Raw genomic sequence first — 25,858 nt, 5'->3', positions numbered from 1 at the left:
ATTAATTACTCGATTAATTAATTACAAGCAGGCTCGGCTAAATGGGTATTGATAACGTAGCTGGCAACGAAGAAAGCGGCAGGGCGTCTGAACAGGCACCCTCGATCCGCTTGCTGTTCTCCGCGCTGCTGCTGGTTATGCTGCTGGCAGCACTCGATCAGACCATTGTGTCTACCGCATTACCGACCATCGTTGGCGAATTTGGTGGCCTGGAGAACCTGTCGTGGGTGGTGACCGCCTATCTGTTGGCATCCACCATCGTGGTGCCGCTGTATGGCAAGTTTGGCGACCTGTTCGGTCGCAAGATAGTGCTGCAGATCGCCATTGTGGTGTTCCTGCTCGGTTCGGTGCTGTGTGGGTTGGCACAGAATATGACGGAACTTATCCTGATGCGTGCGCTGCAAGGGCTGGGCGGTGGGGGTCTGTTGGTGGTGACCATGGCGGTGGTCGGCGATGTGATCCCACCGGCCGATCGTGGACGCTATCAAGGGTTGTTTGGCGGGGTATTTGGTCTGGCGACGGTGGTCGGCCCGCTGATCGGCGGGTTGCTGGTGCAGCATTTCTCCTGGCGCTGGATTTTCTATATCAACCTGCCGCTGGGGATTTTCGCGCTGTTGGTGATTGGCGCGGTGTTCCAGTCGAAGGTCAATCGGGTTAAACATGAGATTGATTTTCTCGGGGCCAGTTATCTCGCGGCGGCACTGACCTGCATCATCCTGTTTACCAGCCAGGGAGGCACGGTGATGGCCTGGTCGGACGGTCAACTGTGGTGCATTCTGGCCTTTGGCCTGGTGTCGATAGGCGGGTTTATCTACGAAGAGCGGCTGGCGAGCGAGCCGATTATTCCGCTCGACCTGTTCCGTAATCGCACCTTTGTACTCTGCGCGTTGATAGGTTTTATCGTTGGTATGTCACTGTTTGGATCGGTGACTTTTCTGCCGCTGTATCTACAGGTAGTGAAGGATTCCACACCTACCCAGGCCGGGATGCAGCTGCTGCCGCTGATGGGTGGGATTATGCTCAGTTCGATCATCAGCGGTCGGTTGATCAGCAAGCGCGGCAAATACCGCATTTTCCCGATTATCGGCACCCTGTGTGCCTTGGCAGGCATGGTGTTACTGGGAACGTTGAAAAACTCGACCCCGGTGCATTTGCTGTACCTCTACATCAGCCTGCTGGGGTTGGGGCTGGGTATGGTGATGCAGGTGATGATCCTGGCGGCGCAAAACAGCGTAGAGCCAAAGCATATGGGGGTAGCGACCTCCAGCGCCACGCTGTTCCGCTCTATTGGCGGCTCTATCGGCGTGGCGGTGTTTGGCGCAATTTTCACCAATGTGCTGCACAGCCGCCTGGCCACCTTGCTGCCGGAGGGCGCAGAGCTGCCGCGTTCACTGGGGGCTGATGCCGTGCACCATTTGCCGGCGCAACTGCAAAACGACTACCTGCAGGCCTTCGGCGGTGCGATCCACTCGGTGTACCAGATTGCGGCGGGAGTAATGGCGCTGGCCTTTGCCTTGACCTGGCTGTTGAAAGACGTGCCTCTGCGCAAGAAATAAACCCAGAGCCGGTGCGCGAAATGCGTGCGTACCGGCTATCCACTCGCTTTGCAGTGCACTTTTACTGAATCCTTACGGAACCCTGTCAGACTAAAAACGTCGCTTTCTATATATTGAGAATAAACGTTCTCAATAGGATGAAAAGTCGATGCAAAGGAACAAGGTTTTACTGGTTAGCCTGTCGCTGTCGCTGTTGTTGTCTGCCTGTGATGGTCAGTCCGACAGTACACCGGCTGGTGCGGTCGGCGCGCCTGAGGTTGGCGTGGCAACGTTGCGCAGCCAGCCGGTCACGCTGAGCAGTGACCTGACGGGCCGGGTCAATGCCACCATGACCTCGGATGTTCGTCCGCAGGTGGAAGGCATTATCAAGGCACGCCTGTTTACCGAAGGGGCGGAGGTCAAAGCCGGACAGGTGCTGTATCAAATCGATCCCGCGACCTACCAGGCCAGTTACGATCAGGCCGCCGCGCAGTTGAAAAGCGCCCAGGCCACGGTGAAGTCCAGCCGTTTGAAGGCGCAGCGCTACGCCGCACTGGTGAAGGAGAATGGCGTCTCCAAACAGGATGCGGATGATGCGATGGCAACCTACCTGGAGGCCGTAGCCGCCGTTGCGCAGTATCAGGCGGCGCTGGAAACCACCAAAATCAATCTTGCCTATACCCAGGTACGCGCACCGATTTCCGGCCGTATTGGTATTTCTTCGGTCACGCCGGGTGCGCTGGTGACCGCCAGCCAAACCGATGCACTGGCAACCATTCGCGCGCTCGATCCTGTCTATGTCGATCTCACCCAGTCCAGCAGTCAACTGCTTAAATTGCGCAAGCAGCAGGCTTCACTGCAACGTGACGATGTCACGCCGGTAGCGATCAAACTCGAAGACGGCACGCCCTATACCCACCCCGGCAAGCTGGAACTGACAGAAGTGTCGGTGGATGAATCTACCGGCTCTGTCACGCTGCGTGCCGTGTTCCCTAACCCCGAGCACGAATTGCTGCCGGGCATGTATGTCCATGCCACCCTGGACAATGGGGTCGATCCCAAAGGCATTTTGGCACCGCAACAGGGCATTACCCGCAATGCCAGGGGCGAGGCGACCGCGTTGGTGGTTAACGCGCAAAACAAAGTGGAACAACGCACCGTCACCACCGGACAGGTTATCGGCAGCAACTGGCTGGTCAGCAAAGGGCTGAATGCAGGCGACCGACTGATCGTCGAAGGCACCAGCAAGGTGGCCGTCGGCGTTGAGGTCAAGGCCGTTGAAGTGCAACAGCAGGCGAATACGGCTGCGACTAACGGCGGGGATCAATAACCATGGCGCAGTTCTTTATTCGGCGGCCGGTGTTTGCCTGGGTGATTGCGATCATCATCATGCTGTGTGGCCTGATGTCGATCAATTCGCTCCCCATCTCGCAATATCCGGACGTCTCCCCACCGCAGATTTCCATTTCCGCCACCTACCCGGGGGCCGATGCGGAAACTCTGGAAAACAGCGTTACCCAGGTGATTGAGCAGCAGCTTACCGGCCTGGACGGACTGCTTTATTTTTCTGCTACCAGCAGCTCCGACGGTTCGGTGAGCATTAACGTGACCTTTGATCAGGGCACGGATCCGGATATCGCTCAGGTGCAGGTGCAAAACAAGGTGCAGCAGGCGGAAAGCCGTCTGCCGGGCGAGGTGACCGCTCAAGGGGTCACGGTCAAGAAATCCCAGAGCAGTTTTTTGCTGATCGTCGGGCTGTATGATGAAACCGACAAGGCCAGCATGGCGGATATTTCCGACTATCTGGTGAGCAACATTCAGGATCCGCTGTCGCGCATAGACGGCGTCGGTGATGTGCAGGTATTCGGGTCAGAATACGCGATGCGCATCTGGCTTAACCCGACCAAACTGGCGTCTTTTTCGCTGATGCCGTCCGATGTGGAAACGGCGATTGAGGCGCAAAACACCCAGGTTTCTGCCGGTAAGGTCGGCGATTTGCCTTCCGGTGCCGATCAGCAACTGACCGCCACGGTGAAGGCGCAGTCGCGGCTGCAAACGCCGGAGCAGTTCCGCAATATTATCCTGAAAAGCGACAGCAGCGGGGCGTTGGTGCGCCTGGGCGATGTGGCACGGGTTGAACTGGGCAACGAGGATTACTCCTCCAGTGCCCGCTTGAATGGCCACCCGGCCTCAGGGATTGCCGTCAAGCTGGCCGCCGGGGCCAATGCGCTCAATACCGCCAAACTGGTCAAGGCCAAGGTGGCGGAATACCAAACCTCAATGCCGCATGGCTACAAGGTGGCCTATCCGAAAGACAGCACCGACTTTATTAATATCTCGATCGAAGAGGTGGTGAAAACCCTGATCGAGGCGGTGGTGTTGGTGGTGATCGTGATGTTTGTCTTCCTGCAGAACTTGCGTACCACGCTGATCCCGACCATTACCGTGCCGGTGGTGCTGTTGGGCACCTTCGGTGTACTCGCCGCCTTCGGCTATTCAATCAACACCCTGACGCTGTTTGGCATGGTGCTGGCTATCGGACTCTTGGTGGATGACGCCATCGTGGTGGTGGAGAACGTCGAACGCGTGATGCGGGAAGAGAAACTGCCGCCGCGCGAGGCAACCGAAAAATCGATGAAGGAAATCACCGGCGCGCTGGTTGGCATTGCCATGGTGCTGTCGGCGGTCTTCCTGCCGATGGCGTTTTTCGGCGGTTCCACCGGGGTGATCTACCGCCAGTTCTCGGTCACTATTGTGGCTTCCATGGTGTTGTCGGTGATCCTGGCGTTGACCCTGGCTCCGGCACTGTGCGCCACCTTGCTGAAACCTGCGCATGAGGAACTGACCAACAAGGGCCTGCTGGGCAAATTTAACCGCGGCTATAACCGCCTGCAGGAGAAATATGCCGATAAGGTCGGCAGGGTGATCCACAGCCCAATGCGCTATCTGCTGCTGTATGGCCTGTTGTTGATAGCCGCTGCCGTGATGTATATGCGTTTGCCGACCGGCTTTCTGCCCAATGAAGATCAGGGGGTGGTGATGGTGCAGTATACGCTGCCTGCCGGTGCCACCAATGCCCGTACCTCGGCGGTCAGTGACGAAGTAAAAGATTATTTCCTCAACGATGAGAAGGCCAACGTCAGTACTATTTTCACCATTAACGGCTTTGGTTTCAGCGGCAGTGGACAAAACGCCGGTATGGCCTTCGTCAGCCTGAAAGACTGGAGTTTACGCTCAGGCAGTGCCAATACCGCTGATGCGATTGCCAAGCGTGCGATGGCGCACTTTGCCAAGATCCGCGATGCCCAGGTGTTCTCGATGAGCCCTCCGGCGATTGACGGTTTTGGCCAGTCTGACGGTTTCACCTTCGAATTGCAGGCCAAAGGCGCAACGACCCGTGCAGAGTTGCAGGTGATGCGTGACCAGATAATTGCGGCGGCGGCGAAAAATTCCAGCCTGAGCGCGGTTCGCGCTAACACTCTGCCGGATACCCCACAGCTGCAGGTGGAGATCGACAATGACAAATTGCAGGCGTTGGGGCTGAGTAATAGCGACGTCAGCAGCACGCTTACCAGCGCCTTCGGCAGCACCTATATCAACGACTTTATCGACCGCAACCGGGTGAAAAAAGTCTATATGCAGGGTGACGTCGAGTACCGTTCAAAACCGGAGGATCTCGACAAATGGTTTGTCCGTGGGACTTCCAGCAGCGGTACCACCAGCATGACGCCGTTCTCGGCCTTTGCCTCTTCCCATTGGATTTACGGGCCGGAAAACCTGTCGCGCTACAACGGTCTGTCGTCGTTTGAGATCACCGGTGAAGGCGCGCCCGGAACTAGTTCCGGTACGGCGATGGATGAGATGGCAAAGCTGGCGGCGAAGTTCTCTTCCGCCAGCAGCTTTTCCTGGAGCGGTCTGTCTTATCAGGAACGCTTGAGCAGCGGACAGGCTGGGTCCCTGTATGCCATTTCACTGGTGGTGGTGTTCCTGTGCCTGGCCGCACTGTATGAGAGCTGGTCAATTCCGTTCGCGGTGATGATGGTGGTGCCGATGGGCGTGGTCGGGTCGCTGTTGGCGATCACTCTGCGTGGGCTGGAAAACGATATTTACTTCCAGGTGGCGCTGTTGACCATCATTGGGCTGTCGGCCAAGAACGCCATTTTGATCGTCGAATTCGCCGAAGAGAAATACCTGCGGGGCGAAACCTTGATCGCCGCGGCGGTCGAGGCATCCCGCATGCGTTTGCGCCCGATTCTGATGACCTCCCTGGCGTTTAGCGCCGGCGTGTTGCCTCTTGCGGTGTCCAGCGGTGCCGGGGCCAACAGCCGTATCGCCATCGGTACCGGGATCATTGGCGGCACCATCACGGCAACGTTACTGGCGATCTTCTTTGTTCCGTTGTTCTACGTCTTGGTGCGCCGGATGTTTTCACGCAAAACCGTCGTCGCCAAACCGTTAGAAAACACTGCGCCACAGGCAGGAGAATAATGTGTTGCAACGTTTAATCACTCTGACATTTCCGCTGTTACTGGCGGGGTGTATCTCGCTGGATCCGAACTACCAGCGCCCACCGGCACCGGTACCGACCACCATGCCACAGGGGGCGGCTTATACTGCGCCTTCCGGTAAATTATCACTGAGCTACCCGGACATTCCGTGGCGTGACTATGTGGTCGACGCCAAACTGCGGCAGGTGGTAGAGATGGGGCTGAGCAGCAGTCGAGATCTGCGTGAAGCCATTGCCAATATTGAATCGGCGCGGGCGCTCTACGGCGAGCAGCGCTCCGATTTGTTCCCGACCATTAACGCCGGTATGGACGGCAGCCGTGGGCGGGCACTAACCGGTAACGGTAACGCCACCGCGATTAGCCAGAGCTACGAAGCCACGGCCGGCACCAGTGCATTTGAGCTGGATTTGTTCGGCAAGAACCGTAGCCTGTCACGATCGACCTTTGAAACCTATCTGGCAGAATCGGAGGCGGCCAAAAGTACTCGCCTGACGTTGATCGCCGATATCGTCACCGACTGGGTGAACGTGGCCGCCGAACGCAGCAACCTGAATGCGGCCAGGGGCACCATGGAAAGCGCCAAATTGTCACTGGCCGTGACGCGCAAAAACCAGCAAAACGGCATTCTGTCGATGGTTGATGTTGCTACGGCGGACACGGTGTATCAGCAGGCTCGCTCGGACGTGGCCAGCTACACCACCAGCGCCGCACAGGCGAAAAATGCGCTGGATCTGGTAGTGGGGCAAAGTGTACCTGAGAACCTGTTGCCGACGGATATCGCAGCATTGTCCGGCATAATGAAAGATATTCCGGCGAATCTGTCATCCCAGGTGCTGCTGAACCGTCCGGACGTGCTGGAGGCTGAGCATAACCTGAAGGCGGCCAACGCCAATATCGGTTCCGCTCGCGCGGCGTTTTTCCCGTCTATCAGTCTGACGGCCAGTGGCGGTATAGGCAGCAGGGAATTGTCATCACTGTTCAGCAAGGGGGCTGGCGTCTGGTCATTTGCACCGAGTATCAGCCTGCCGATCTTCACCGGTGGCTATAACACCGCCCAGTTGAATTACACCAGGGCGCAGAAAGACCTGTACGTTGCCACCTACGAGAAAGCGGTGCAGACGGCATTCCAGGAGACCGCCGATGCCCTGGCGCGTAAGGGCACTATTCAGGAACAGTTAGCGGCGCAAACCGGCTATGTGGCGGCTTCACAGGAATATTATCGCCTGGCAGAGCTGCGTTATCGCCACGGGGTGGATACCTATCTGACGATGCTTGACGCGCAGCGTACCTTGTATAGCGCCCGTCAGTCGTTGATTTCCACCCAGCAAACCGAATACCAAAACCTGATCACGCTGTATAAAGTGCTGGGCGGGGGTATTAGCGCAGAGAAGCAGGGCGATGGCGTTATTGCCAATAATGTCTCCCTGACCCAATAAGATTTACTGCAAGCAACCATGCTAATACGCAGGATGCCGACAACATTCTGCGTATTTTTATATTCACTCTGTGGTGAAAGTGTAAAGAAAAGGAAAATCACTTTGTCATGCAGAACTCGCTACCTTAAGAAAGGTCTGAATATTATCGCATCATTCTCGCGGCCAAATAGTTTGAGGTTGAAATGGAAAGTGATATTCAGCAGCAGGTGATTTCAGTGGTCGATCGTTATAACACGCCGGGCCTGCTCAAAAGAGGCATAGACGTGACTCTCAATACCGAAATAAACAAAGAGCTAAACCTGTCTTTACCTATGTCGGAGACGCTGATGCATGGCTACTTCGACGCCTTCCGAATAGACAGCAGTAATTACAACCATGAGCTGTATTTTCGTCAGGAGTCTAAATCAGTGTCATTATTTTCCTCATCATCCCGACGTGGTAATCATTGGGATCTTGAGATGGAAAGGATCCGACCCTTGTATGTTTATATGCTGGTGCGATCCGCCCGGGCAAAACGTTGGCTCTATGACATTCACTTTCTGATTGAACAATTAAAGTAACCCCGAATTGTTGGCGGAATAATTAACCCACGAACAGTCAAAGTAAAATATTGGCCCGCGCTGGATTGCGGGCCTTTTCATTGCGTTATTCCGCCAGCAGTTCGGCAAATTTCGCCAACCATTGTGGATGTGCCGGCCAGGCCGGGGCAGTCACCAGGTTGCCATCAACATGGGCCTGATCGATGCCGATGTCGGCAAAGTGTCCGCCAGCCAACTGCACTTCTGGCGCGCAGGCCGGGTAGGCGCTACAGGTTCTGCCTTTCAACACGCCGGCGGCGGCCAGCAGCTGCGGACCATGGCAAACGGCGGCAATGGGCTTGCGTGCGGCGTCAAAGGCCTGCACCAGCTTGATGACCTGCGGGTTCAGTCGCAGATACTCTGGCGCTCGGCCGCCGGGGATCAACAGGGCGTCGTAGTCTGCTTCTCTGGCTACCGAAAAATCGGCGTTCAGGGTGAAACGATGACCCGGTTTCTCACTGTAGGTTTGCGCACCGTCAAAATCATGGATCGCCGTCATGATGTAGTCGCCTATGGCCTTATCGGGGCACACGGCATCCACCTGATGACCTATCATTTGTAACGCCTGAAATGGCACCATGGTTTCATAATCTTCGGCGTAATCGCCAACCAGCATCAGGATCTTTTTCTTGCTCATCAGGGGCTCTCCGGGAGGGGAAATGATCCCTAACATATAGCCTATCAGGCAGCGGAGCGCGAACCTTTACACTGGTATGACCTCGTCTATACTGATTACTGCCGTGGTTTTTTTTCGCCGCAGGCTGTTCAGGGAGAGCAACCTCAGCGAGGTCGCGCAGTATCTCAGTCGATGACTCACCGGGCATGCCCGGTCTCTGCTTTCGAGAAAACCTCATGCTAAATTTGGCTACATTGCTTGAAGAGAGTGCGCGTTCGTTTCCGGATCGGCTGGCGTTGGTGCAGGAGGATATTCAGTTTAGCTACGCCACGTTGAATCAAAGGGCCAATCAGATCGCTAATTTGCTGATTGCCCGGGGAGTGCAGCCCGGTGAAAGGGTGGCGCTGGCTTGCCCGAACAGTTGGGAGTTTCCCGCTATTTACTATGGCATCCTCAAAGCCGGTGCGGTGGTCGTCCCTTTGAACACCTTGTTAAAAGCGGGGGAGTTTGAATATTACCTGCAGGATTGCCAGGCGGTAATGTTCTTCTGCTTTGAGGGCGGCAATGGATTAACGTTGGGGGAAGAAGCTCGACGCGCGTTTGAAACCGCAGAACATTGCCGTGATTTTATTGTTATCGGCGATAGCCTGCCGCTGGCGGGTGACCGTTTCAGTCAGGCGATCGGCAGCCAGTCCACCGATTTTGACAGCGTCAGCACGGTGGAATCCGACACCGCCGTGATCCTCTACACCAGCGGCACCACCGGCCGTGCCAAGGGGGCGGAGCTGACCCATTCCAATCTGGTGCTGAATGCACTGGGTTCGGTACAGTTGTTCAATAGTTCGTTAGAAAATCCCGATCGCCATTTGGTGACGTTGCCGTTATTCCATACCTTTGGTTCCACCGTGCAGATGAACGCCGGTTTTGCCCTGGCGGCGACGTTGGTCATGGTGCCGCGTTTCGATGCGAAGCAGGCCATTGCGCTGATGCAAAAGCACGCTATCACCTTTTTTGCCGGTGTCCCCACCATGTACTGGGCATTACTGAACGCGCTGGATGATACGGCGGATCTTGCCCTGTTACGTAAAAACCTGCGCATGGCGGTCTCCGGCGGTGCCAGTTTGCCGGTGCAAATTATTGAAGATTTTGCCCAGCGTTTCGGGGTGAATATTCTGGAAGGCTACGGCTTATCGGAAACCAGCCCGGTAGCGACCTTTAACCATCCGGGGCGGATCAATAAAGTGGGTTCTATTGGCCAGCCGATTTGGGGGATTGAAGTTCGTCTGGTTGATGTCACCGGCAAAACATTGACGGAGATAGATCAGGTTGGCGAGATTGCAGTGCGTGGCCACAACGTGATGAAGGGCTACCTTAACCGCCCGGAAGCCACGGCCGAGGTGCTGGAAAAGGGCTGGTTCAGAACCGGTGACCTGGCACGCCGTGATGCCGATGGCTTCTATTTTATCGTCGACCGGTCGAAAGATGTGATTATTCGCGGCGGATTTAACGTCTACCCGCGAGAAGTCGAGGAACTGATGATCCGCCATCCGGCCGTGTCATTGGTAGCCGTGATTGGCGTACCACATCCGTCACTCGGCGAAGAGATTAAAGCGGTGGTGGTGCTGAAGGATTTGGACGAACCGGTGAGTGAAGAACAGCTGATCGCCTGGACCAAAGAACGGCTGGCGGCGTTTAAATACCCACGCGTCGTTGAGTTTGTCGAACGGTTACCGATGACCAGTACCGGCAAGGTGATGAAACGATTGCTGCGTTGAAGGGGATCGCTTTGAAATAATCCCGGCCTGCAGAGCAAGCCGGGAGAGATAACGCATTAACCTGGGTAAATGCCACGCTCTTTACGTGCGGTCAGGATACGCTCACAGGCGACGATATAAGCCGCTGTGCGCAGGCTGCACTCTTTCTCTTCGGACTTGTTCCAAACGTGAATCATGGCGTCGGTCATGATCTTGTCCATACGCTCGTTGATTTCGCTTTCGCTCCAGAAGTAGCTGGCCATGTCCTGCACCCATTCGAAGTAGCTGACCGTTACGCCGCCGGCGTTACAGATAACGTCAGGTACCACGGTGATGTTGCGTGAACGCAGCACGTCGTCCGCATCTGGGTAGGTTGGGCCGTTAGCGCCTTCCAGAACCAGTTTGGCGCTGAGGATTTCTGCACGTTGACGGGTAATCTGACCTTCCAGTGCGGCTGGGATCAGGATATCCATGTCTACGGACCAGAAAGCTTCGCTTTCGATTTCGCTGGTGCCAGGGAAGCCGGCGATTTGCTTGTTCTTGGCCTGCCATTCGGTCAGTGCAGTCAAATCGATGCCGTTGGCGTTGAACAGGGTAGCGGAGTGGTCCTGAATCACCACTACACGCGCGCCGATACCGACAAACAGGCGGGCGGCTTCGCTACCCACGTTACCAAAGCCCTGAACCGCAACCTTGGCACCTTCGATTTGCACGCCCAGACGTTTCGCCACTTCACAGCCGGTAACGAATACACCGCGACCGGTGGCTTTCTCACGACCCAGAGAGCCGCCCAGGTGAATAGGTTTGCCGGTAACCACGCCGGTGATGGTAGTGCCGTGGTTCATGGAGTAGGTATCCATCATCCAGGCCATGACTTTGGAGTTGGTGCCGACGTCCGGTGCCGGGATATCTTTCTGTGGCCCGATGATAAAACCGATTTCGCTGGTGTAGCGACGGGTCAATCTTTCCAGCTCGCCTTCAGACAGTTTGAAAGGATCGACGCGGATCCCCCCCTTGGCGCCACCGTAGGGCAGGTTGACTGCCGCACATTTGATGGTCATCCAGGCTGACAGCGCCATGACTTCATCGAGATCAACGTCCGGGTGATAACGGATGCCGCCTTTACCCGGGCCGCGCGACAGGTTGTGCTGAACGCGGAAGCCTTCGAAATGGCGGATTGAACCGTCGTCCATCTGCAGTGGGATATCAACGATCAGCGCACGCTTCGGGTGACGCAGGGTATCAACCCAACGCGACAGATCACCCAGGTAAGGTGCAACGCGGTCGATTTGTTGCAGATAGGTGGCCCAGGCCGTTGTGCTGCTTTCTGAAGCGTAGGATAGCTTTTCCATAACCAACCTTTTTTATATAGAGGTGTTTATTTTGTTTAACCGTGGTTTACCAAGTGCATAACACTTTTGCGACGCCAAATTTACCATTAAAAGCGCGGCTTGTTAGCCCCCCCTTGATGGGCTGCGGGGCGGTTTCCAGCGGGTTTTTCGGTGCAAAAATGAATAGTTAATTACTTTTTCAGGAGAGGTTAGCTGACCACGCATACTTTATGCATAAAAAGTGCATAAAACGCGTTTTTATCTATTTTTCAGAACCTTGAATGTGATCAAAAAGTTTCATTTTATTTAAGTGTCGTGTTGACAATGCCGTTTCCTGACGCCAGAGTTAAATTCATGTTAAATCTGTGTTGGCCGCATGTTTTTCTTGAACAGGAATGATAATAACCCACTGATATAAAGCCATTTATCCTCCATGCTCATGCTTCGCATGCTAAATGTGGGCTGGCACTCGGTTCGAACAGTCGTTTTCTGAGTCGTACAGATATTTACTTCCCTTTAACAAAAGGGCAGGCAGCGTTTGGCCTGAATTTCTTTTTTGCCGGTAGAACGCCAACGGCGTTTCACTCCTGCTGCAGCGGTAAAAGCTGCTTAATCGCCTTAATGACGGACAGGTAACACCATGACAAAAAGTAAGCAACATCGGTTGAATACCCTTTCAACCGAGGGGCACGACTGCGCCCAAACATTGCAACGAGGTCTGAGCGAACGCCATATTCAGCTTATTTCCATCGGCGGTGCCATTGGCACCGGGTTGTTTATGGGCTCGGGCAAAACCATCGCGCTTTCCGGCACTTCCATTGTTTTGACCTACGTCATTGTCGGTTTCTTTATGTTTATGGTGATGCGGGCGATGGGCGAATTATTGCTGACCAAGCTCGACTATCGCTCATTTGCCGATTTCGTCTCTGAATACCTGGGGCCCAAAGCCAGTTTTTTTCTCGGTTGGTCTTACTGGCTGAGTTGGGTGGTGACCTGCATTGCCGATGTGGTGGTCTGCGGGGGTTACGTGCAGTACTGGTACCCGGAAGTTTCGCCCTGGCTGCCGGCCTTGCTGACACTGGGGCTACTGTGCCTGTTCAATATGCTGTCGGTGAAGATGTTTGGTGAAGCCGAGTTTTGGTTTGCCATCATTAAAGTGATTGCCATTATCGCGCTGATCCTGACCGGTGCCTGGATGGTATTTATTGGCTGGACCTCGCCGGATGGGGTTAAAGCCTCGGTGAGTAATATCACCGACCCCAATATCTTTATGCCACACGGCATATTCGGCTTTTTTGCCGGCTTCCAGATTGCCATATTCTCCTGTACCGGCATTGAGCTGTTGGGCACCATGTCGGCCGAGACCAAGGATCCGCAGAAAGTACTGCCCAAGGCGATCAACGTGATCCCGGTGCGCATCATCATTTTCTATGTGTTTTCGATGCTGGCGATTATCGCCGTGACCTCATGGAGCCACGTTTCGCCGGACAGCAGCCCGTTCGTTATGCTGTTTGACCAGGCTGGTTTACCTGCGGCAGCCGCGGTGATTAACTTTGTCGCCTTGACCTCGGCCATGTCTTCGGCCAACAGCGGGGTTTATTCCAGCACCCGCATGCTGTATGGCCTGTCGATGGAGAAACACGCGCACGGGCAGTTCAAAATACTGTCACGTACCACCGCTATTCCAATCCGCAGCCTGATGTTCTCCTGCTTCTGTATGGTGGTGGGCACCATGCTGTTGATCCTGATGCCGAACGTGATGACGCTGTTTACCATTGTTTCTACCGTGGCGGCGATACTGGTGGTTTACAGCTGGGGCATGATCCTGGTGGCCTATCTGGTTTATCGTAAGCAACGGCCCGAACTGCATGAGCGTTCTACCTTCAAGATGCCGGGTGGGGTGATCATGACCTGGCTGACGTTGGCGTTTTTCGCCTTCACGCTGGTGCTGATGGTATTTGACCGGGATACGCTGATAGCGCTGTGCAGTATGCCGCTGTGGTTTATCGCCCTGGCGTTAGTTTGGCGCTTCAGAATCAAAAATAGCCTGGCCCGGGAAGGCTATGTGTATTACCAGGCTGGTCAAGAGGCTGAGTAGGTTCAGCGATAAAAAAAGGCGAGGGCGCCCCCTAAGAAGCCCTCGCCAAAAAGCGGGGGTGAACCCGCCTATGCCTAGAGAACAGGTTTAAACGATAAAGTCCGTGCTGGCGTTGGCATGGCCGACGATGTTCACCAGAAAATCAGGCTGCCAGGCGGTATTGCCGGTGTCATGGCCTTGCAGATCCAGCTTCAGAATGCTGTTGCTGCCGCTGTTGGTTATGGTCGCTTCGTTGCTGTTGCCACTAAAGGCACCGACGAACTGGATATCGGCGGCAAAAGCGCTCAGATCAATTTTGTCGACGCCGGTTGTGAAGTCCTTAATCGTGTCCGGTGCCTTTGCTTTCGAGTCAGATGCTGCGGCGAAAGCGAAGGTATCTTTACCCGCACCACCCCATAAAGTGTCCGCACCGGCGCCGCCAAAGATAAAATCGTTTCCGGCACCGCCTTTCAATAGGTTATTTAACGCATTACCGACCAGAATATCGTTGCCGCTGCCGCCTATGGCGTTCTCGATGTTGGTTCCCTGGGTAATAGACACGTTGCCTTTCAGGCCACCGACATCGGAGAACGATCCCTGATTGAGGTTGATACGCTGGGCGGCGGTGTAACCGGAGAAATCAAAGGTGTCGTTGCCGCCGGTATCCCAGGCGGAGAAAATCACTTTATTGTCGTTACTGTCGGTGGAGAGATAGTCACGCTGAGTATTTGAGTTAAAGCCATAGACGGTGTTGCCGGAGAACGCATGGGTGTTGGCACCGTACAGGTATTGTATGCCGGCAATGTCATCCATCAGGGGACCTGAAGCGAAATCCCCGTGGAAGTCGCCAATCGCCGGGTTACTGGCGGGACTGAGCTCTGAAAAATAGCTCATGATGGAAAACTGGTTGGTATCTTCCACATACTTGGCGTCTTTTTGATAGGTTGCCCCATCACCATTATAGGTTCCAGGGTGATCAAGCCCCAGGGCATGGCCAATTTCATGAGTGAAGACCTGCGCACCATAACCGCCAACAGAGGAAGGATCGCGGTTTTCTGGGAGATCAAGAAACCACACCTGACCAGACGTATCATGTCCCCAACTGTCAACGATCGGTTTTCCACTCTCCTCATCCAGGGTGTGGGGCAAAATGGCGTAGTTGCTGTCATCATCTTTAACCAGCGTGAAATTGCCGAATTTAATTTGCGCATTCTGGCTTTGGTTGGCAGGCAATTCTTTAAACGTCAGATTGGCGACGTCAGCCCAGGCTTGTAATGACGCTTTTGCATAGGCTTTCTGCGTGGCGTCCAGCCCGGTTAAACCTCCGTCGCCCAAGCCATTTTTCTGATGTTCCTGCCAGGTCGGGAAGGCGTAAGTAATCGTGGCGCCTTTACCATTCGCATTGTCACCTGTGCCATTCCAGCTTTGCTGGTTACGAGCGAGGTTGACACCGGCGGTCCATGCGGTGTCTGAAGGACGGCCGTTCAACGTATAATTTCCACGTTCTTGATAATGCCAGAACAGATCAATATTTTTATAAACACCAGGGTTGTCACTGTCCGTCAGGACAGATTTATCATACTGGTTATAAATATAGTTTTCATTACTCATCGGTTAATGCCCTCGAGGTAGGTTAGTCCGTTGTTGATGTATGCGTGTTAAAACCTGTTAATCCCGTGGCATCGATAATGATGAAACTAATTAAACCCGTGTTTTTATTTTAACGACCAGAAGAATCTAGTCATAGACCAGGGTTGTGTAAATGAAACAGTGAAATTCCCAACAGGAAGGAGTGTTTTAAATCCAACTGGTACCCTCTGGCAATCAATATCCGGTCTGTGCGGATTATTCTGGTTTTCTCACGCCAACCATTTCAATGGCTACGCGATAAAGCTTACGGGTGTAATCACAGGATTGAGCTTCTATTTCATTTACCAAATGGGCCAGAATGCCAGCCCTGCTGACGGTTTTTTTTGCTGATGCGATATGGGTAAGGCATTTCCCCAATATCTCATAGATCTCGAGGTGGATTTCCTCTTCATTACCAATAAGACCATAGAATTTTAAATCTATCTCTCTTTTCATTGATTAAACCTTGATATTAATGTGCTAGCGATACGGTGTTTCTATTTTTGCTCATGCAGCGAATTCACCGATGGTAGACTGGCCTGTAAGTGAGTTTTGATAAAATCAACGCTGGTGCGAATGAGATGGGTCTTTTTCTCCTGGTTCTTTATCACCGCGATAATATCGGCAGATTGCTGATACTGCGGCAATACCCTAACCAAAACACCCGACGCCAATTCTGGTGCAATGCCCCAAATTGGCAGCAGGGCAATGCCATGGTTTTTGACGGTCCAGGTTTTGACTACGTCACTGTGGCTGGTGGACAGCGTCCCCTTAACCTTGACTTTGCTTTCCGTGGCGCTGCGGCTATCGGTGAGCCGCCATAGCCCCATGCTTTCTTCGCGTGGGCGATACAGTATGCAGTTGTGGTCTCTGAGTTCGTCTAGCTCTAGCGGGGTGCCATGCCGTTTGAGATAAAGCGGTGAGGCGCACAGTACCCGAAAACTGGTGGCTATTTTATAAGCCACCAGATGTGGCTCTTTTACGCTGCCAATGCGGATATCGATATCAATGTCGTCAGCAATCAGGTCGTTCTGTTGATTGTTGAGATCCAGCCAGATGTTGAAGCCGGGGTTCTGTCGCTCCATTAAAGACAATACCGGTGCAAGATGATGCTGCCCAAAATAGGTATTGCAGCTTATCCGCACATTGCCGCTGGTGACGTCCTGTAAGGCATTAACGCCCAGGATGGCATCCTCAACGTCACCCAGAATATCTTTAACTTTGATAAAAAAGAACTCGCCGCTTTTACTCAGCATCACCTGTCGGGTAGTTCGAACGAATAGCTTGGTATCCAGGGCTTTTTCAAGAGAGTGGATACACTTTGTTACGTATCCGGGGGTGATCCCTAACTCCTGTGCTGCCCGGTTGAAACTGAGCAATTTGCCCACCAGAAAGAACAAATTCAAATCCCATAAAGATATCTGTTTGGGCAGGGTTTTAAGCACCGACATGCAACTATTCTCATATAAAACATACGGATATCAAGGGCGGCAACATTATTTCAATGCCAAAAATATGACAGAACCTATTTAAACAAGTAAAAAAACCACGGTAATTAAAGTGAAGACTGTTTTCACATTTTACCCGAAATAAATCCAGTATACATTAGGACTTTATTGATGAAATATTCTCAAGTTAAGCTTGTGGCTTGTTTTATATTGATATAATTAATGCGAATAATTATATAACTAAAAAATAAGTTTATCTATTTTATTGAGAGTTTTCTCATTCATTGTTGATGTGTTGTGTAAGTTTTTATTGCTGTCATTTTATTTCCATATAGGAACTTCTGTTTTTCGCGTAAGAGAATTGGAATATAGTTATCCGGTGATTTATATCTGTATGACCTAATGGGATTTACCCGCCTGGGCGGGCAGGGTGAGATTGCAGGGATTGGCAGGTTTGGTTTTAATTTTATCGTATGAAAAACACGCCGTATAAAGGAAGAATGCATGACAATTCTGGTATTCGAAAAATGCCATTATACATGGTTGGGATTAAGAGAGTTATTATTGAGTTATGATGCCTCCATGCGGATTGTGTATTGCAATGAAGTCCTGGAAGAAATGAAGCAGATCGTCGAAAAGGCAAATATTGACGCGGTAATTATAGGCTCCCATGACTTGTTCAGCGATGTTGATTCTTGTTTCGATTTTCTGCACAGGTTCAAGGCAAGAGGCCAGATCAAGAAAATCATCATGCTGTCTGAGTTTAATCCTTTTTATCTTCATAAGTTAAAGAGCTCAGGATTGATCAACTCGATTGTGCACAAGCAGGGAAAGTTGTGTGAGTTATCGCAGGATATAGAGCGCTCTATGCTGCTGGACTCTTTTATCAGCAGTCATATCCGTCGCATGAGCAAAGTGGTGTCCAGCGCCCCTGAGTACAGCCTGTTAACCTTCTCAGAGAAGAATATCTTGACCAATTTGCTCTTGGGGAAAACGTTGACGCAGATATCAACGTCGCTGAATCGCAGCATCAAAACCATCAGTTCTCAAAAGCGAACGGCGATGAAAAAACTGGGGCTGAGAAGCACCCGCGATCTCGTCGCGGTACAAGAAAAACTGCGTTTGTACATTAATTCCCAGCAACTAGTTAGTGGGCACTAACAGCCACGGGTGACGCTTCACTTCACAGCAATGTATTGCTGCCTTTGTGCCAACTTTTCAGGCAGCAGAAAACTTCCCGCTCTCACCAGAGCTTTTTCCCTCTTTGTTTCGATAGGTTCTAGGAAAATGGCAAAATTAATCCGTCATGTGAACAGTTTTACCCGTCCTGCAGTTTTTCCTATCTTGTTCTTCGCTCCCTTCAGCGCCATAGCCGCCGGCAACTATTACGATGCGCGTAATGATGCTATGGGGGGAACCGGCGTTGCATCGTCGACTTACGGCACTGCCGTGCTGGCCAACCCGGCGCTGATGACCAAAGCCAAACCCGCTGATGGGGTCAGCATTATTTTCCCCGCTGCGGGCTTGCAGGAGAATGACAAAAACCAGCTGATTGATAAGGTTAACGATCTGCACGACAGTGCCAATCGCTACAAGCAGATGGCCAAACAGCTGTCCAGCTTTGCGGATTACCCAAAAATTCAGGCAGCCGCAGGCGATTTAGCCAACCAGCTGCGCGGTATTAAAGGCAATCAGGCGTCCGGCACCGCCGGTGCGGCTTTTGCGGTCACTATTCCCGATCAAACGCTGGCATTTGCGTTTGTGACCAAGGCTTATGGCACGGCGCATGTCACGGCCAATGTCACTCAGAACGATATCGATTATCTTCAGGGCGTGGCAGACGGTACCGTGATCCCACAGCCCGGAGACCGTAAAAAGGCGACATCCACCGTTCTGGGGCGCGGCGCAATAGTTTACGATTACGGCGTTGCCGTGGCGCATGAGTTTAACATCGCCGGACATCCGGTTTCGTTTGGTATCACGCCAAAGCTGCAGAAGACCTATCTGTATAACTACAGCGCCTCTGTTTTCAGGTTCAAAAAGTCGGATTTCACCAACGGACGTTATAAAAACACCGACACTGGCTTTAACATTGATGCAGGTGCGGCAACGGATATCGGTGACCACTGGACGCTGGGCCTGAGTGCGCAAAACCTGATCTCGCGCGATATTGAGACCAAACAAGTGCGTGGCTACAAAGACAGCTATCAGATCGGCCCGGTCGTGACGCCCGGTGTCGCTTTTCATACCGAACGCCTGACGGCGGCGCTGGATGTGGACGTAACCCCAACCAAGCGCTTCAAGTCGCAGGAAGATAGTCAGTACGCCGGCGTGGGTGCCGAGTATCGCCTGCTAAGCTGGTTGCAGCTTCGAGCCGGTTACCGTGCTGATATGAAGTCTAACGACACCGACGTGTTTACCGCCGGTTTGGGGATTTCACCGTTTGCCAATCTGCATCTGGATCTGGCCGGTATGAAAGGCAACGATCGCACCTGGGGCGCGGTTGCCCAGATGAACTTGACCTTCTGATACGGCGTGCGCCATGAATAATGGCGCACGCCTGTTAATTATTCGATATGCGCACTAAACCCTATCCGTTTTGGGGCAACACATTTTCTGTTTGTGATGTCGGTGCTGGCAAATTCAGATCTGGTGGCGATGTTGCCATCGCGGTTGGTACGCAACAACAATGCGCTGCAGGTGGTTGAACCGCCGCTTCAAGTGCCTGACCATGTTGTGGCATGAGCGTTCCCATCGTGATCCGGCACATCAATGGCTACGTGAGCATATTGTTGCCTCGGTTGGCTGAAGTTCAGGGATGCCTGCTGTATTTCAGTAATTTACCTTGAAGCAACAACATCAGCGTACGCACAAACAGCAGGCCAATCAGCACGTTGCTGAAGACAAAAAGAGGTAATGCAAGCGCAGACAATATTCCCTCCTGGCTTGCATGCCCCAGATGCAGCGCGGTGGTCGCCAGGGCAGAAAGTCCGAATGAGAAGCTCCAGAACGAGACATTGAAGGGACCTTTCAGACACCAGGGAAGCAGACGCACGATAAACAACAGTTGCAGCAGGCCGTAGCCGAAAAGCATTTTGGCCAGTACGTCCGCTTCCCCCCCATTAATCGCCAGCCAGGCGCTGCAGGCCACCAGAGCCGGGGCCAACTGGATCCCGAGGGAAAGACGAACCGGTGTTGGCATTTCGCCCTGGCTACGCAACCGCTGCAAAATGGACGGCTCCAGACTCAGCCAGGAAAGGATCCCCGCCCCCAGAAACAGCAGGCCCAGATCCTGATAACCTAATGCACCGCAGGCCATGCAGCTGATAAAGTTGTTGGCGACCGTTGGTAAATAGAGCCCGGGCGTGGTGGCTTCAGCAGGATGAGCCCCGCGCCACAAACCGGCACTTTGCCAGGCGGCATAGCTCAGTTGTGCCACGGCCCCCAGGGTGAATATCGCAACGGCCAGTGAACGCCACCAGGGCACCACACCAATGGCGACCAGGATGGTGGTGGCCGGGAGCAAACTGACAAAACTGCTCATCAGTGGATGCTCTATTTCTGCTTTCACGCTGTGGGGAAAACACAGTAGGCGGTATAAAAATGCGCAGGCCAGAAAAAACCAAATGCCGATGGCGATGATGATCAGCGCCTCACCAATCATTGAGGAGACGGGCAGGATAGTGGCGGCATAACGCCAACCAAAACCCGAGCCAATGATACCCAATACCATACCAAAGTAGCCGGCAGGCAAATCGAGGAAACGCGGTGCATCGTTTAAAATAGGCTTATTCATTTTGTTTATTTTTTAAAATATATTTTAAGCGATCTTAGCGAGTTTGGGGTGGGGAAGCAATAATACTTAGGGAGTGAGAACAGGCTCAAAAGGGGCTTTGCCAGGGGGCAAAATTAGCCACATCCCTGAGGATGCGGCATAAAAGGTTATTTCAGGTTGGTTTTAAAGAACGACGTCAGCTTGGCAAAAGGGATCAGGTCGGTACGGTCGTACAGATCGACATGGCCTGCGCCTGGGACGATGTACAACTCTTTCGGTTGTCCGGCACCTTGGTAAGCATCTTCGCTAAATTCTTTCGAATGCGCCTGACTGCCGGTGATGAACAGCATCGGGCGTGGCGAGATGCTCCATTCCTTTCGGCATAAACAGGTTGCCGACCACATTCATCTGGTACTGGTTTTTAAAGGTCACCTTTTGTTGGGTGACTTTATTGCTTTGGTAAAAGTTATCTGCTCCGTTAGACATATCGGCTCCTGTGGCAGCAAACGAGCTGATTAACAGCCCCAATAACATGGTTAATGTTCTCACTGAATAATCCTCAATTGGTTTGGTAGAGATCTTTACGTGACGTCCATAAAGTCAGGGCAGCCGCGATCACTAATAAAACGATGCTGATGGTGAAAGTGCTTTGATAACCGCTATGGTCAAATGCGAAACCACCGAGGGTGGATCCCAGTGCGATTGACAGTTGCACTATGGCAACCATCAACCCACCGCCGGCTTCTGCATCATCAGGCAATGTTCTGGCGATCCAGGTCCACCAACCGGTCGGAGCAGCCGTAGCGAACAACCCCCATAAACCCAGCAGCAGTGTGACAATCCAGACGCTGTGGCCAAAAGCGATCAGCGCTCCGGCTATGGCAGCCATCAGCAATGGGATGGCGATCAACGTCAGATAGAAGGTGGATTTCAAGAAAATGCCAATCAGCAAAGTACCGATAAAGCCCGCAACCCCGATGGTCAGCAAAATGAGCGACAGCGTGGTGATATCCACCCGTGTTACCGTTTCAAGAAACGGACGCAAATAGGTAAACAAAGAAAACTGGCCCATAAAGAACAATCCACAGGCGGCAAGGCCAAGGGTCACCAACGGATTGGCAAAAAGGCGAAATACAGTGCCGCTACGCTTGGCGTCTTTATCCGTAGTCATGGCCGGCAAGCTGAACAACTGCCAAATAAAAGCAATTACCGCGACCGGCACAATGCAAAAGAATGCGCCACGCCAGCCGATGACAGAACCCAGATAACTCCCCAATGGAGCGGCTATAACAGTGGCCAGCGCGTTGCCCCCATTAAAAATAGCCAGTGCGCGAGGTACCCGATGTTGCGGAACCAGGCGAATAGCCGTGGCAGCCGATAGTGACCAGAAGCCACCAATAGCAATTCCAATCAGGGCTCGGCCAGCCATGTAAATAAAATAGCTGGGCGCTAACGCTATGATGGCTCCGGAAAGCGCCATCAAAGCCGTCATACCCAACAGCAAGATTTTGCGATTCGCAGCCCCAGCCAGCGTAGAAATGGAGAGACTCGTCAATACGGCAAAAAGTCCGGAAATAGCGATCCCCTGACCAACCAGTCCCTCACTCACGGCCAGGTCCGCGGATATTGGTGTCAGTAGGCTATAAATTCCGAAGCAATTAAGGTGAAGACGCACAATGTCATGGCGAATACGCCGCTCCAGTACGCGCGCTCATTGTGAAGTGGTGTGTCACTCGACGATCTGGGCATAAACTGCTGACTCCGAATAATCCCCGCCTGTGTTTAGGCAAGTCGGGGCCGTACGCTATTGGCAGGAATAACGTCAGAAAAGGTGAATGAAAGATGAAATAGCAACGGCGTTTATCCGCCATCGCTTAAGAAACTCTTGCTGAAAATTTTACATGCAGGGTGCAAAATAACTAGCTAATGAATACTTAATGACTTTATAACCAATGCTTATTAATAGGGTGGCTAGACCAGATGAAACGCAACCTGAATGACCTGCTTTATTTTGTTACGGTCGCACGTGAAAGCAGCTTTACCCGCGCGGCGGCACAGTTGGGCGTCACTCAACCGGCTCTGAGCCAGGCGATTTCCGCACTTGAAGAACGGATGCAAATTCGCCTGCTAACGCGTACCACCCGTAGTGTGTCACCGACTTCCGCTGGAGAACGATTGTTACTGGCTATAGGCAATCGTATCGATGAGATTGAAGCCGAGCTGGATATGCTGACGGAGCTGCGCGATAAGCCGGCGGGTAGGGTCCGCATCACCTGCGGGCCAGACGTTTTACACAGCACGCTGTTGCCAAAGCTGGCGCCCCTGTTGCGAGAGTACCCGGATATAAATATCGAATTCGACGCTAATCATGGTTTCCGCGACATTGTGACAGACCGTTTTGATGCGGGCGTTCGGCTGGGTGACACCATTGATAAAGACATGATAGCCGTTCCGATTGGCCCCAAATTACGCATGGCTGCAGTGGCAGCACCGGACTACTTTTCACGTTACCCGATCCCCAATACCCCCCACGAATTGACGCAACACCTGTGCATAAATCAGCGAATGGTCAGGTCTGGCGGGCTGTATGTCTGGGATTTTGATCAGGATGGTGGGGATCTTAATGTGCGCGTCAGCGGACAACTCATTTTCAATACTTCTGTACATATTGTTGATGCCGCGCTTGCAGGGCTGGGGATTGCATTTTTGCCAGAAGAAGAATTTGGAAAGCATATTGAAGACGGGCGTCTGATTCGCGTACTGGAGCCATGGTGTAAGCCGTTTCCTGGCTACTACTTGTATTATCCCAGTCGTAAACAGCCTTCCCCAGCGTTCTCATTGGTTGTTGAAGCGCTTCGGGTAGGGTGAAAATGCAGACCCGCCCAAGTCACTTGGGCAAAAATCTTTGCCGGGCGATGATAATCACCACCCGGCTCGGTTTAGTTAGAAGGTGACGTTGACCTTGGCCCAGAGGGTGCGCCCTGGCTCATTTACCGAAGTATTCGATGAATAACCGAAGGTGCTGTTGCCAGCCAGATTGAGATGCTCGCTGTAGGTTTTGTTGAAGATGTTATCCAGGCCGGTGCTGAGTTTGACCTGCGGAGTGACCTTGTAGGCCACATTGGCGGAAAGCACGCCAAAGCCCGGACTGTCGGCAAAGTCTTTACCCACCACGTTACCCTGATTGATCGCCACACGGTGCTGGCTACTGACCAGTCGCCAAAGGCCGGTGCTGCTCCAGTCGCCACGTTCGTAGGTTAAACCTAAGCGTGCTTCCAGCGGCGGTATTTGTGGCAGTGGCTGGTGGTCAGTGGTGTTTTTACCCCAGGCATAGGCCAGGCTGGCATCGGTTTTCCAGTGCTCGGCAAGTTGGTAACCCATGCCCATTTCACCGCCCATAATCGTGGCGTTCACGTTATCGGCCTGACTGATACGAGCATGTTGGGGATCGTATTTGAACAGGATAAAGTCATTCACATGACCCAGGTACGCGGACACCCAGCTGTTAAAGCGTTTATCGGTGTATTGAGCGCCGATATCGATTTGCGTGGTCTTTTCACTTTTCACGCTATCAAACGGGCTTTTACTGCCGTTCGGCCCCAAAGTCGGGGAGAACAGTTCCCAGTAGTCAGGGAAACGTTCGGTATAGCCAATCCCGGCATAAACCATCAGCGGCATGCCGGCAAGCGTATGCTCAATGCGCGTAAAACCGCTAGGCAGGGTATCGGAACGTTCACGCTCATTAGCCGATTGATAGTTATCCACCAGGCTGCGATCGAGGCGTGCACCGCTGATCACTTTGCTTTGTTCGGTCGCGGTCCAGGTCAGCTCGCCAAAAGCACCGTAGTTATGAAATTGCGCATCTTTCTGCCAGCCGTCACCCTGTCTATTGCGGTGAGTGTTGGTTTGCGTATCCATACCGCTTTCCAACTTGAAATCTTGCCATAGCCAGGTACCCATGACGCGCCCGCCGACGGTGCGGCGATCCAGTTGCATCGTCATCCCCATATTCATATGACCCATGCCCATATGTCCCATCGCCATGCCACCCTGACCGGGGGAGCGAAGGGTGACGTTATCCATAATATGGTTGGCGTAGTTGTAATAAACCTGAGCTTCAAGTTTATCCAGCACCTCACCAATGTTGGATTTTTCAAACCGCATGCCCAGACTTTCACGCTTGAACTGTGAACCGTCCATGCTGCGCCCGGCATAACGTGCCTCACCATTACCCCGGCCCATGGTCACTTCCAACAGAGTATCGCTGTCTGGCGTCCAGCCCAGTGCCAAATCACCATTCCATTTATCCCAGCGTGATGGTACGCGGTCGCCATTGCCATCCTGATAGTCGTTGGAGCGCGATTTGTTGCCCATCAGGCGTAAATAGCCTTGTTCGCCCCCCAGACTGGCGTCGATATTTTCATCCCAGCGACCGTTAGAACCGGCCAATACGCTGGCATTGCCCTTGATGCCGGGCTGTTCAAAGCGCGGACGCTCACGTTCGAAACGTACCGTTCCCGCTGAGGAACCTGGCCCCCAGAGCACCGTCTGCGGGCCTTTGGTGATGGTCAGCAGGTCATAGCTTTCCGGCGAGATATAGGAAGTAGGGGCGTCCATCCTTGCCGGACAGGCACCCAACATTTCGCCGCCGTCGGTCAGAATTTTCAGTCGTGAGCCAAACATGCCGCGAAACACCGGATCGCCATTGGTGCCGCCGTTACGGATTTGCGAGAAGCCTGGAATGGTTTTCAGATAATCAGAACCATCGCTGGCCGGCACCGGCTGACGCGGTGTTTTAGGGGACGTCACTATGGTCATCGGTGAATAGAGTGGCGCAGTCACGGTAATGACGTCACCGTCGTTGGTTTTGACGGCAACATCATGCTGATGCTGTTCTGCGGCATGGCCGTTAAAGGCTACCAGAGCAAACAAAGGCATCGCCGCAGTAATATGCAGTGACAGAGGGTGTTTTTTATAATTCTTGGTTTTACCGAACATCATCGTTCCTTAATGCAAATTTTGACGCTAAACGTATTTTCACATCACGACCGGTTATTATTTAGACGCAGTGATGCCCGGAGCATCATGCCGCCGTAAATAGAGGGTCGTCCTCACCATGACGGATTAATAACGCCAGTCGAGTTGCGATAAATAATGATCTGCAGCAGTAA

Annotated in this window: 18 protein-coding genes and 3 pseudogenes; 11 read left to right on the top strand and 10 right to left on the bottom strand. The window is 53.0% G+C overall.

The window, feature by feature from the left end; genetic code table 11:
* Nucleotides 1-41: 41 nt before the first annotated feature.
* The 5 genes from ACSOSI_RS13255 to ACSOSI_RS13235 all read left to right on the top strand — a co-directional run bounded on the left by ACSOSI_RS13255 (nucleotide 42) and on the right by ACSOSI_RS13235 (nucleotide 8,039).
* Nucleotides 42-1,556, top strand: coding sequence for an MDR family MFS transporter (locus ACSOSI_RS13255; protein WP_126501695.1), 1,515 nt, complete (start codon nucleotides 42-44; stop codon nucleotides 1,554-1,556).
* A 148-nt stretch (nucleotides 1,557-1,704) separates the two neighbouring features.
* Nucleotides 1,705-2,865, top strand: a complete 1,161-nt coding sequence (locus tag ACSOSI_RS13250) for an efflux RND transporter periplasmic adaptor subunit (RefSeq protein ID WP_476705585.1) — start codon at nucleotides 1,705-1,707, stop codon at nucleotides 2,863-2,865.
* Between the two features lie 2 nt (nucleotides 2,866-2,867).
* Entirely contained in the window at nucleotides 2,868-6,023 is a 3,156-nt protein-coding gene (locus tag ACSOSI_RS13245) for an efflux RND transporter permease subunit (protein ID WP_476705584.1), read from the top strand.
* Nucleotide 6,024: 1 nt separating this feature from the next.
* Nucleotides 6,025-7,479 (top strand): efflux transporter outer membrane subunit, encoded by a 1,455-nt coding sequence (locus tag ACSOSI_RS13240; RefSeq protein ID WP_476705583.1) that lies wholly within the window; start codon nucleotides 6,025-6,027, stop codon nucleotides 7,477-7,479.
* Between the two features lie 182 nt (nucleotides 7,480-7,661).
* Nucleotides 7,662-8,039, top strand: a complete 378-nt coding sequence (locus ACSOSI_RS13235) for a DUF1493 family protein (protein WP_112364402.1) — start codon at nucleotides 7,662-7,664, stop codon at nucleotides 8,037-8,039.
* 85 nt (nucleotides 8,040-8,124) lie between these two features.
* Here ACSOSI_RS13235 and ACSOSI_RS13230 read toward each other — a convergent pair whose 3' ends face one another.
* Complete coding sequence (locus ACSOSI_RS13230; RefSeq protein WP_012145203.1) at nucleotides 8,125-8,694, bottom strand: DJ-1/PfpI family protein; 570 nt, start codon at nucleotides 8,692-8,694, stop codon at nucleotides 8,125-8,127.
* Between the two features lie 215 nt (nucleotides 8,695-8,909).
* Here ACSOSI_RS13230 and ACSOSI_RS13225 point away from each other — a divergent pair, with 215 nt between their 5' ends.
* On the top strand, nucleotides 8,910-10,448 hold the full coding sequence (locus ACSOSI_RS13225; RefSeq protein WP_476705582.1) for a long-chain-fatty-acid--CoA ligase: 1,539 nt from the start codon (nucleotides 8,910-8,912) through the stop codon (nucleotides 10,446-10,448).
* 56 nt (nucleotides 10,449-10,504) lie between these two features.
* On the opposite strand, the gene ACSOSI_RS13220 is transcribed toward ACSOSI_RS13225, so the two are convergent.
* Nucleotides 10,505-11,779: a Glu/Leu/Phe/Val family dehydrogenase gene (locus ACSOSI_RS13220; protein WP_476705581.1), complete on the bottom strand. Its 1,275-nt coding sequence runs from the start codon at nucleotides 11,777-11,779 to the stop codon at nucleotides 10,505-10,507.
* 619 nt (nucleotides 11,780-12,398) lie between these two features.
* Between ACSOSI_RS13220 and ACSOSI_RS13215 the strand changes: the two genes are divergently transcribed.
* Nucleotides 12,399-13,856, top strand: coding sequence for an amino acid permease (locus tag ACSOSI_RS13215; RefSeq protein WP_476705580.1), 1,458 nt, complete (start codon nucleotides 12,399-12,401; stop codon nucleotides 13,854-13,856).
* Nucleotides 13,857-13,943: 87 nt separating this feature from the next.
* Here the strand turns inward: ACSOSI_RS13215 and ACSOSI_RS13210 are convergent, their stop codons facing one another.
* From ACSOSI_RS13210 to ACSOSI_RS13200, 3 genes are all read right to left on the bottom strand, one after another.
* A complete protein-coding gene (locus ACSOSI_RS13210) occupies nucleotides 13,944-15,446 on the bottom strand; it encodes a serralysin family metalloprotease (RefSeq protein ID WP_476705579.1) in 1,503 nt (500 codons plus the stop codon).
* 234 nt (nucleotides 15,447-15,680) lie between these two features.
* Nucleotides 15,681-15,920: a biofilm development regulator YmgB/AriR family protein gene (locus tag ACSOSI_RS13205; RefSeq protein WP_112349853.1), complete on the bottom strand. Its 240-nt coding sequence runs from the start codon at nucleotides 15,918-15,920 to the stop codon at nucleotides 15,681-15,683.
* Between the two features lie 41 nt (nucleotides 15,921-15,961).
* Nucleotides 15,962-16,915, bottom strand: coding sequence for a LysR family transcriptional regulator (locus ACSOSI_RS13200; protein ID WP_112349852.1), 954 nt, complete (start codon nucleotides 16,913-16,915; stop codon nucleotides 15,962-15,964).
* A gap of 501 nt (nucleotides 16,916-17,416) precedes the next feature.
* On the opposite strand from ACSOSI_RS13200, the gene ACSOSI_RS13195 reads away from it, so the two are divergent.
* From ACSOSI_RS13195 to ACSOSI_RS13185, 3 genes and pseudogenes are all read left to right on the top strand, one after another.
* The gene (locus ACSOSI_RS13195) at nucleotides 17,417-18,073 is read left to right on the top strand and encodes a helix-turn-helix transcriptional regulator (RefSeq protein WP_112349851.1); all 657 of its coding nucleotides are present in this window, start codon (nucleotides 17,417-17,419) and stop codon (nucleotides 18,071-18,073) included.
* A 126-nt stretch (nucleotides 18,074-18,199) separates the two neighbouring features.
* Nucleotides 18,200-19,441: a conjugal transfer protein TraF gene (locus tag ACSOSI_RS13190; protein ID WP_261140875.1), complete on the top strand. Its 1,242-nt coding sequence runs from the start codon at nucleotides 18,200-18,202 to the stop codon at nucleotides 19,439-19,441.
* A gap of 81 nt (nucleotides 19,442-19,522) precedes the next feature.
* Nucleotides 19,523-19,721: pseudogene (locus ACSOSI_RS13185) on the top strand (LysR family transcriptional regulator); the annotation flags it as partial.
* 3 nt (nucleotides 19,722-19,724) lie between these two features.
* Here the strand turns inward: ACSOSI_RS13185 and tehA are convergent.
* The 4 genes and pseudogenes from tehA to ACSOSI_RS13165 form a co-directional block, all read right to left on the bottom strand.
* Nucleotides 19,725-20,708: a dicarboxylate transporter/tellurite-resistance protein TehA gene (gene tehA / locus ACSOSI_RS13180; protein WP_476705578.1), complete on the bottom strand. Its 984-nt coding sequence runs from the start codon at nucleotides 20,706-20,708 to the stop codon at nucleotides 19,725-19,727.
* A 146-nt stretch (nucleotides 20,709-20,854) separates the two neighbouring features.
* Nucleotides 20,855-21,055 (bottom strand): annotated as a pseudogene (locus ACSOSI_RS13175) (alpha/beta hydrolase); the annotation flags it as partial.
* The gene (locus ACSOSI_RS13170; RefSeq protein WP_476707299.1) at nucleotides 20,994-21,236 is read right to left on the bottom strand and encodes a hypothetical protein; all 243 of its coding nucleotides are present in this window, start codon (nucleotides 21,234-21,236) and stop codon (nucleotides 20,994-20,996) included. The pseudogene ACSOSI_RS13175 and the gene ACSOSI_RS13170, both read right to left, overlap by 62 nt.
* 10 nt (nucleotides 21,237-21,246) lie before the next feature.
* A pseudogene (locus ACSOSI_RS13165) lies at nucleotides 21,247-22,436 on the bottom strand (MFS transporter).
* A 231-nt stretch (nucleotides 22,437-22,667) separates the two neighbouring features.
* Between ACSOSI_RS13165 and ACSOSI_RS13160 the strand changes: the two are divergent.
* Nucleotides 22,668-23,555, top strand: coding sequence for a LysR family transcriptional regulator (locus tag ACSOSI_RS13160; protein WP_476705577.1), 888 nt, complete (start codon nucleotides 22,668-22,670; stop codon nucleotides 23,553-23,555).
* 75 nt (nucleotides 23,556-23,630) lie between these two features.
* Here ACSOSI_RS13160 and ACSOSI_RS13155 read toward each other — a convergent pair whose 3' ends face one another.
* A complete protein-coding gene (locus tag ACSOSI_RS13155; protein ID WP_476705576.1) occupies nucleotides 23,631-25,688 on the bottom strand; it encodes a TonB-dependent copper receptor in 2,058 nt (685 codons plus the stop codon).
* Between the last annotated feature and the right edge of the window lie 170 nt (nucleotides 25,689-25,858).

It is taken from the genome of Serratia sp. AR11 (assembly GCF_056376275.1).
This window is presented reverse-complemented; position numbering and strand designations above follow the sequence as displayed.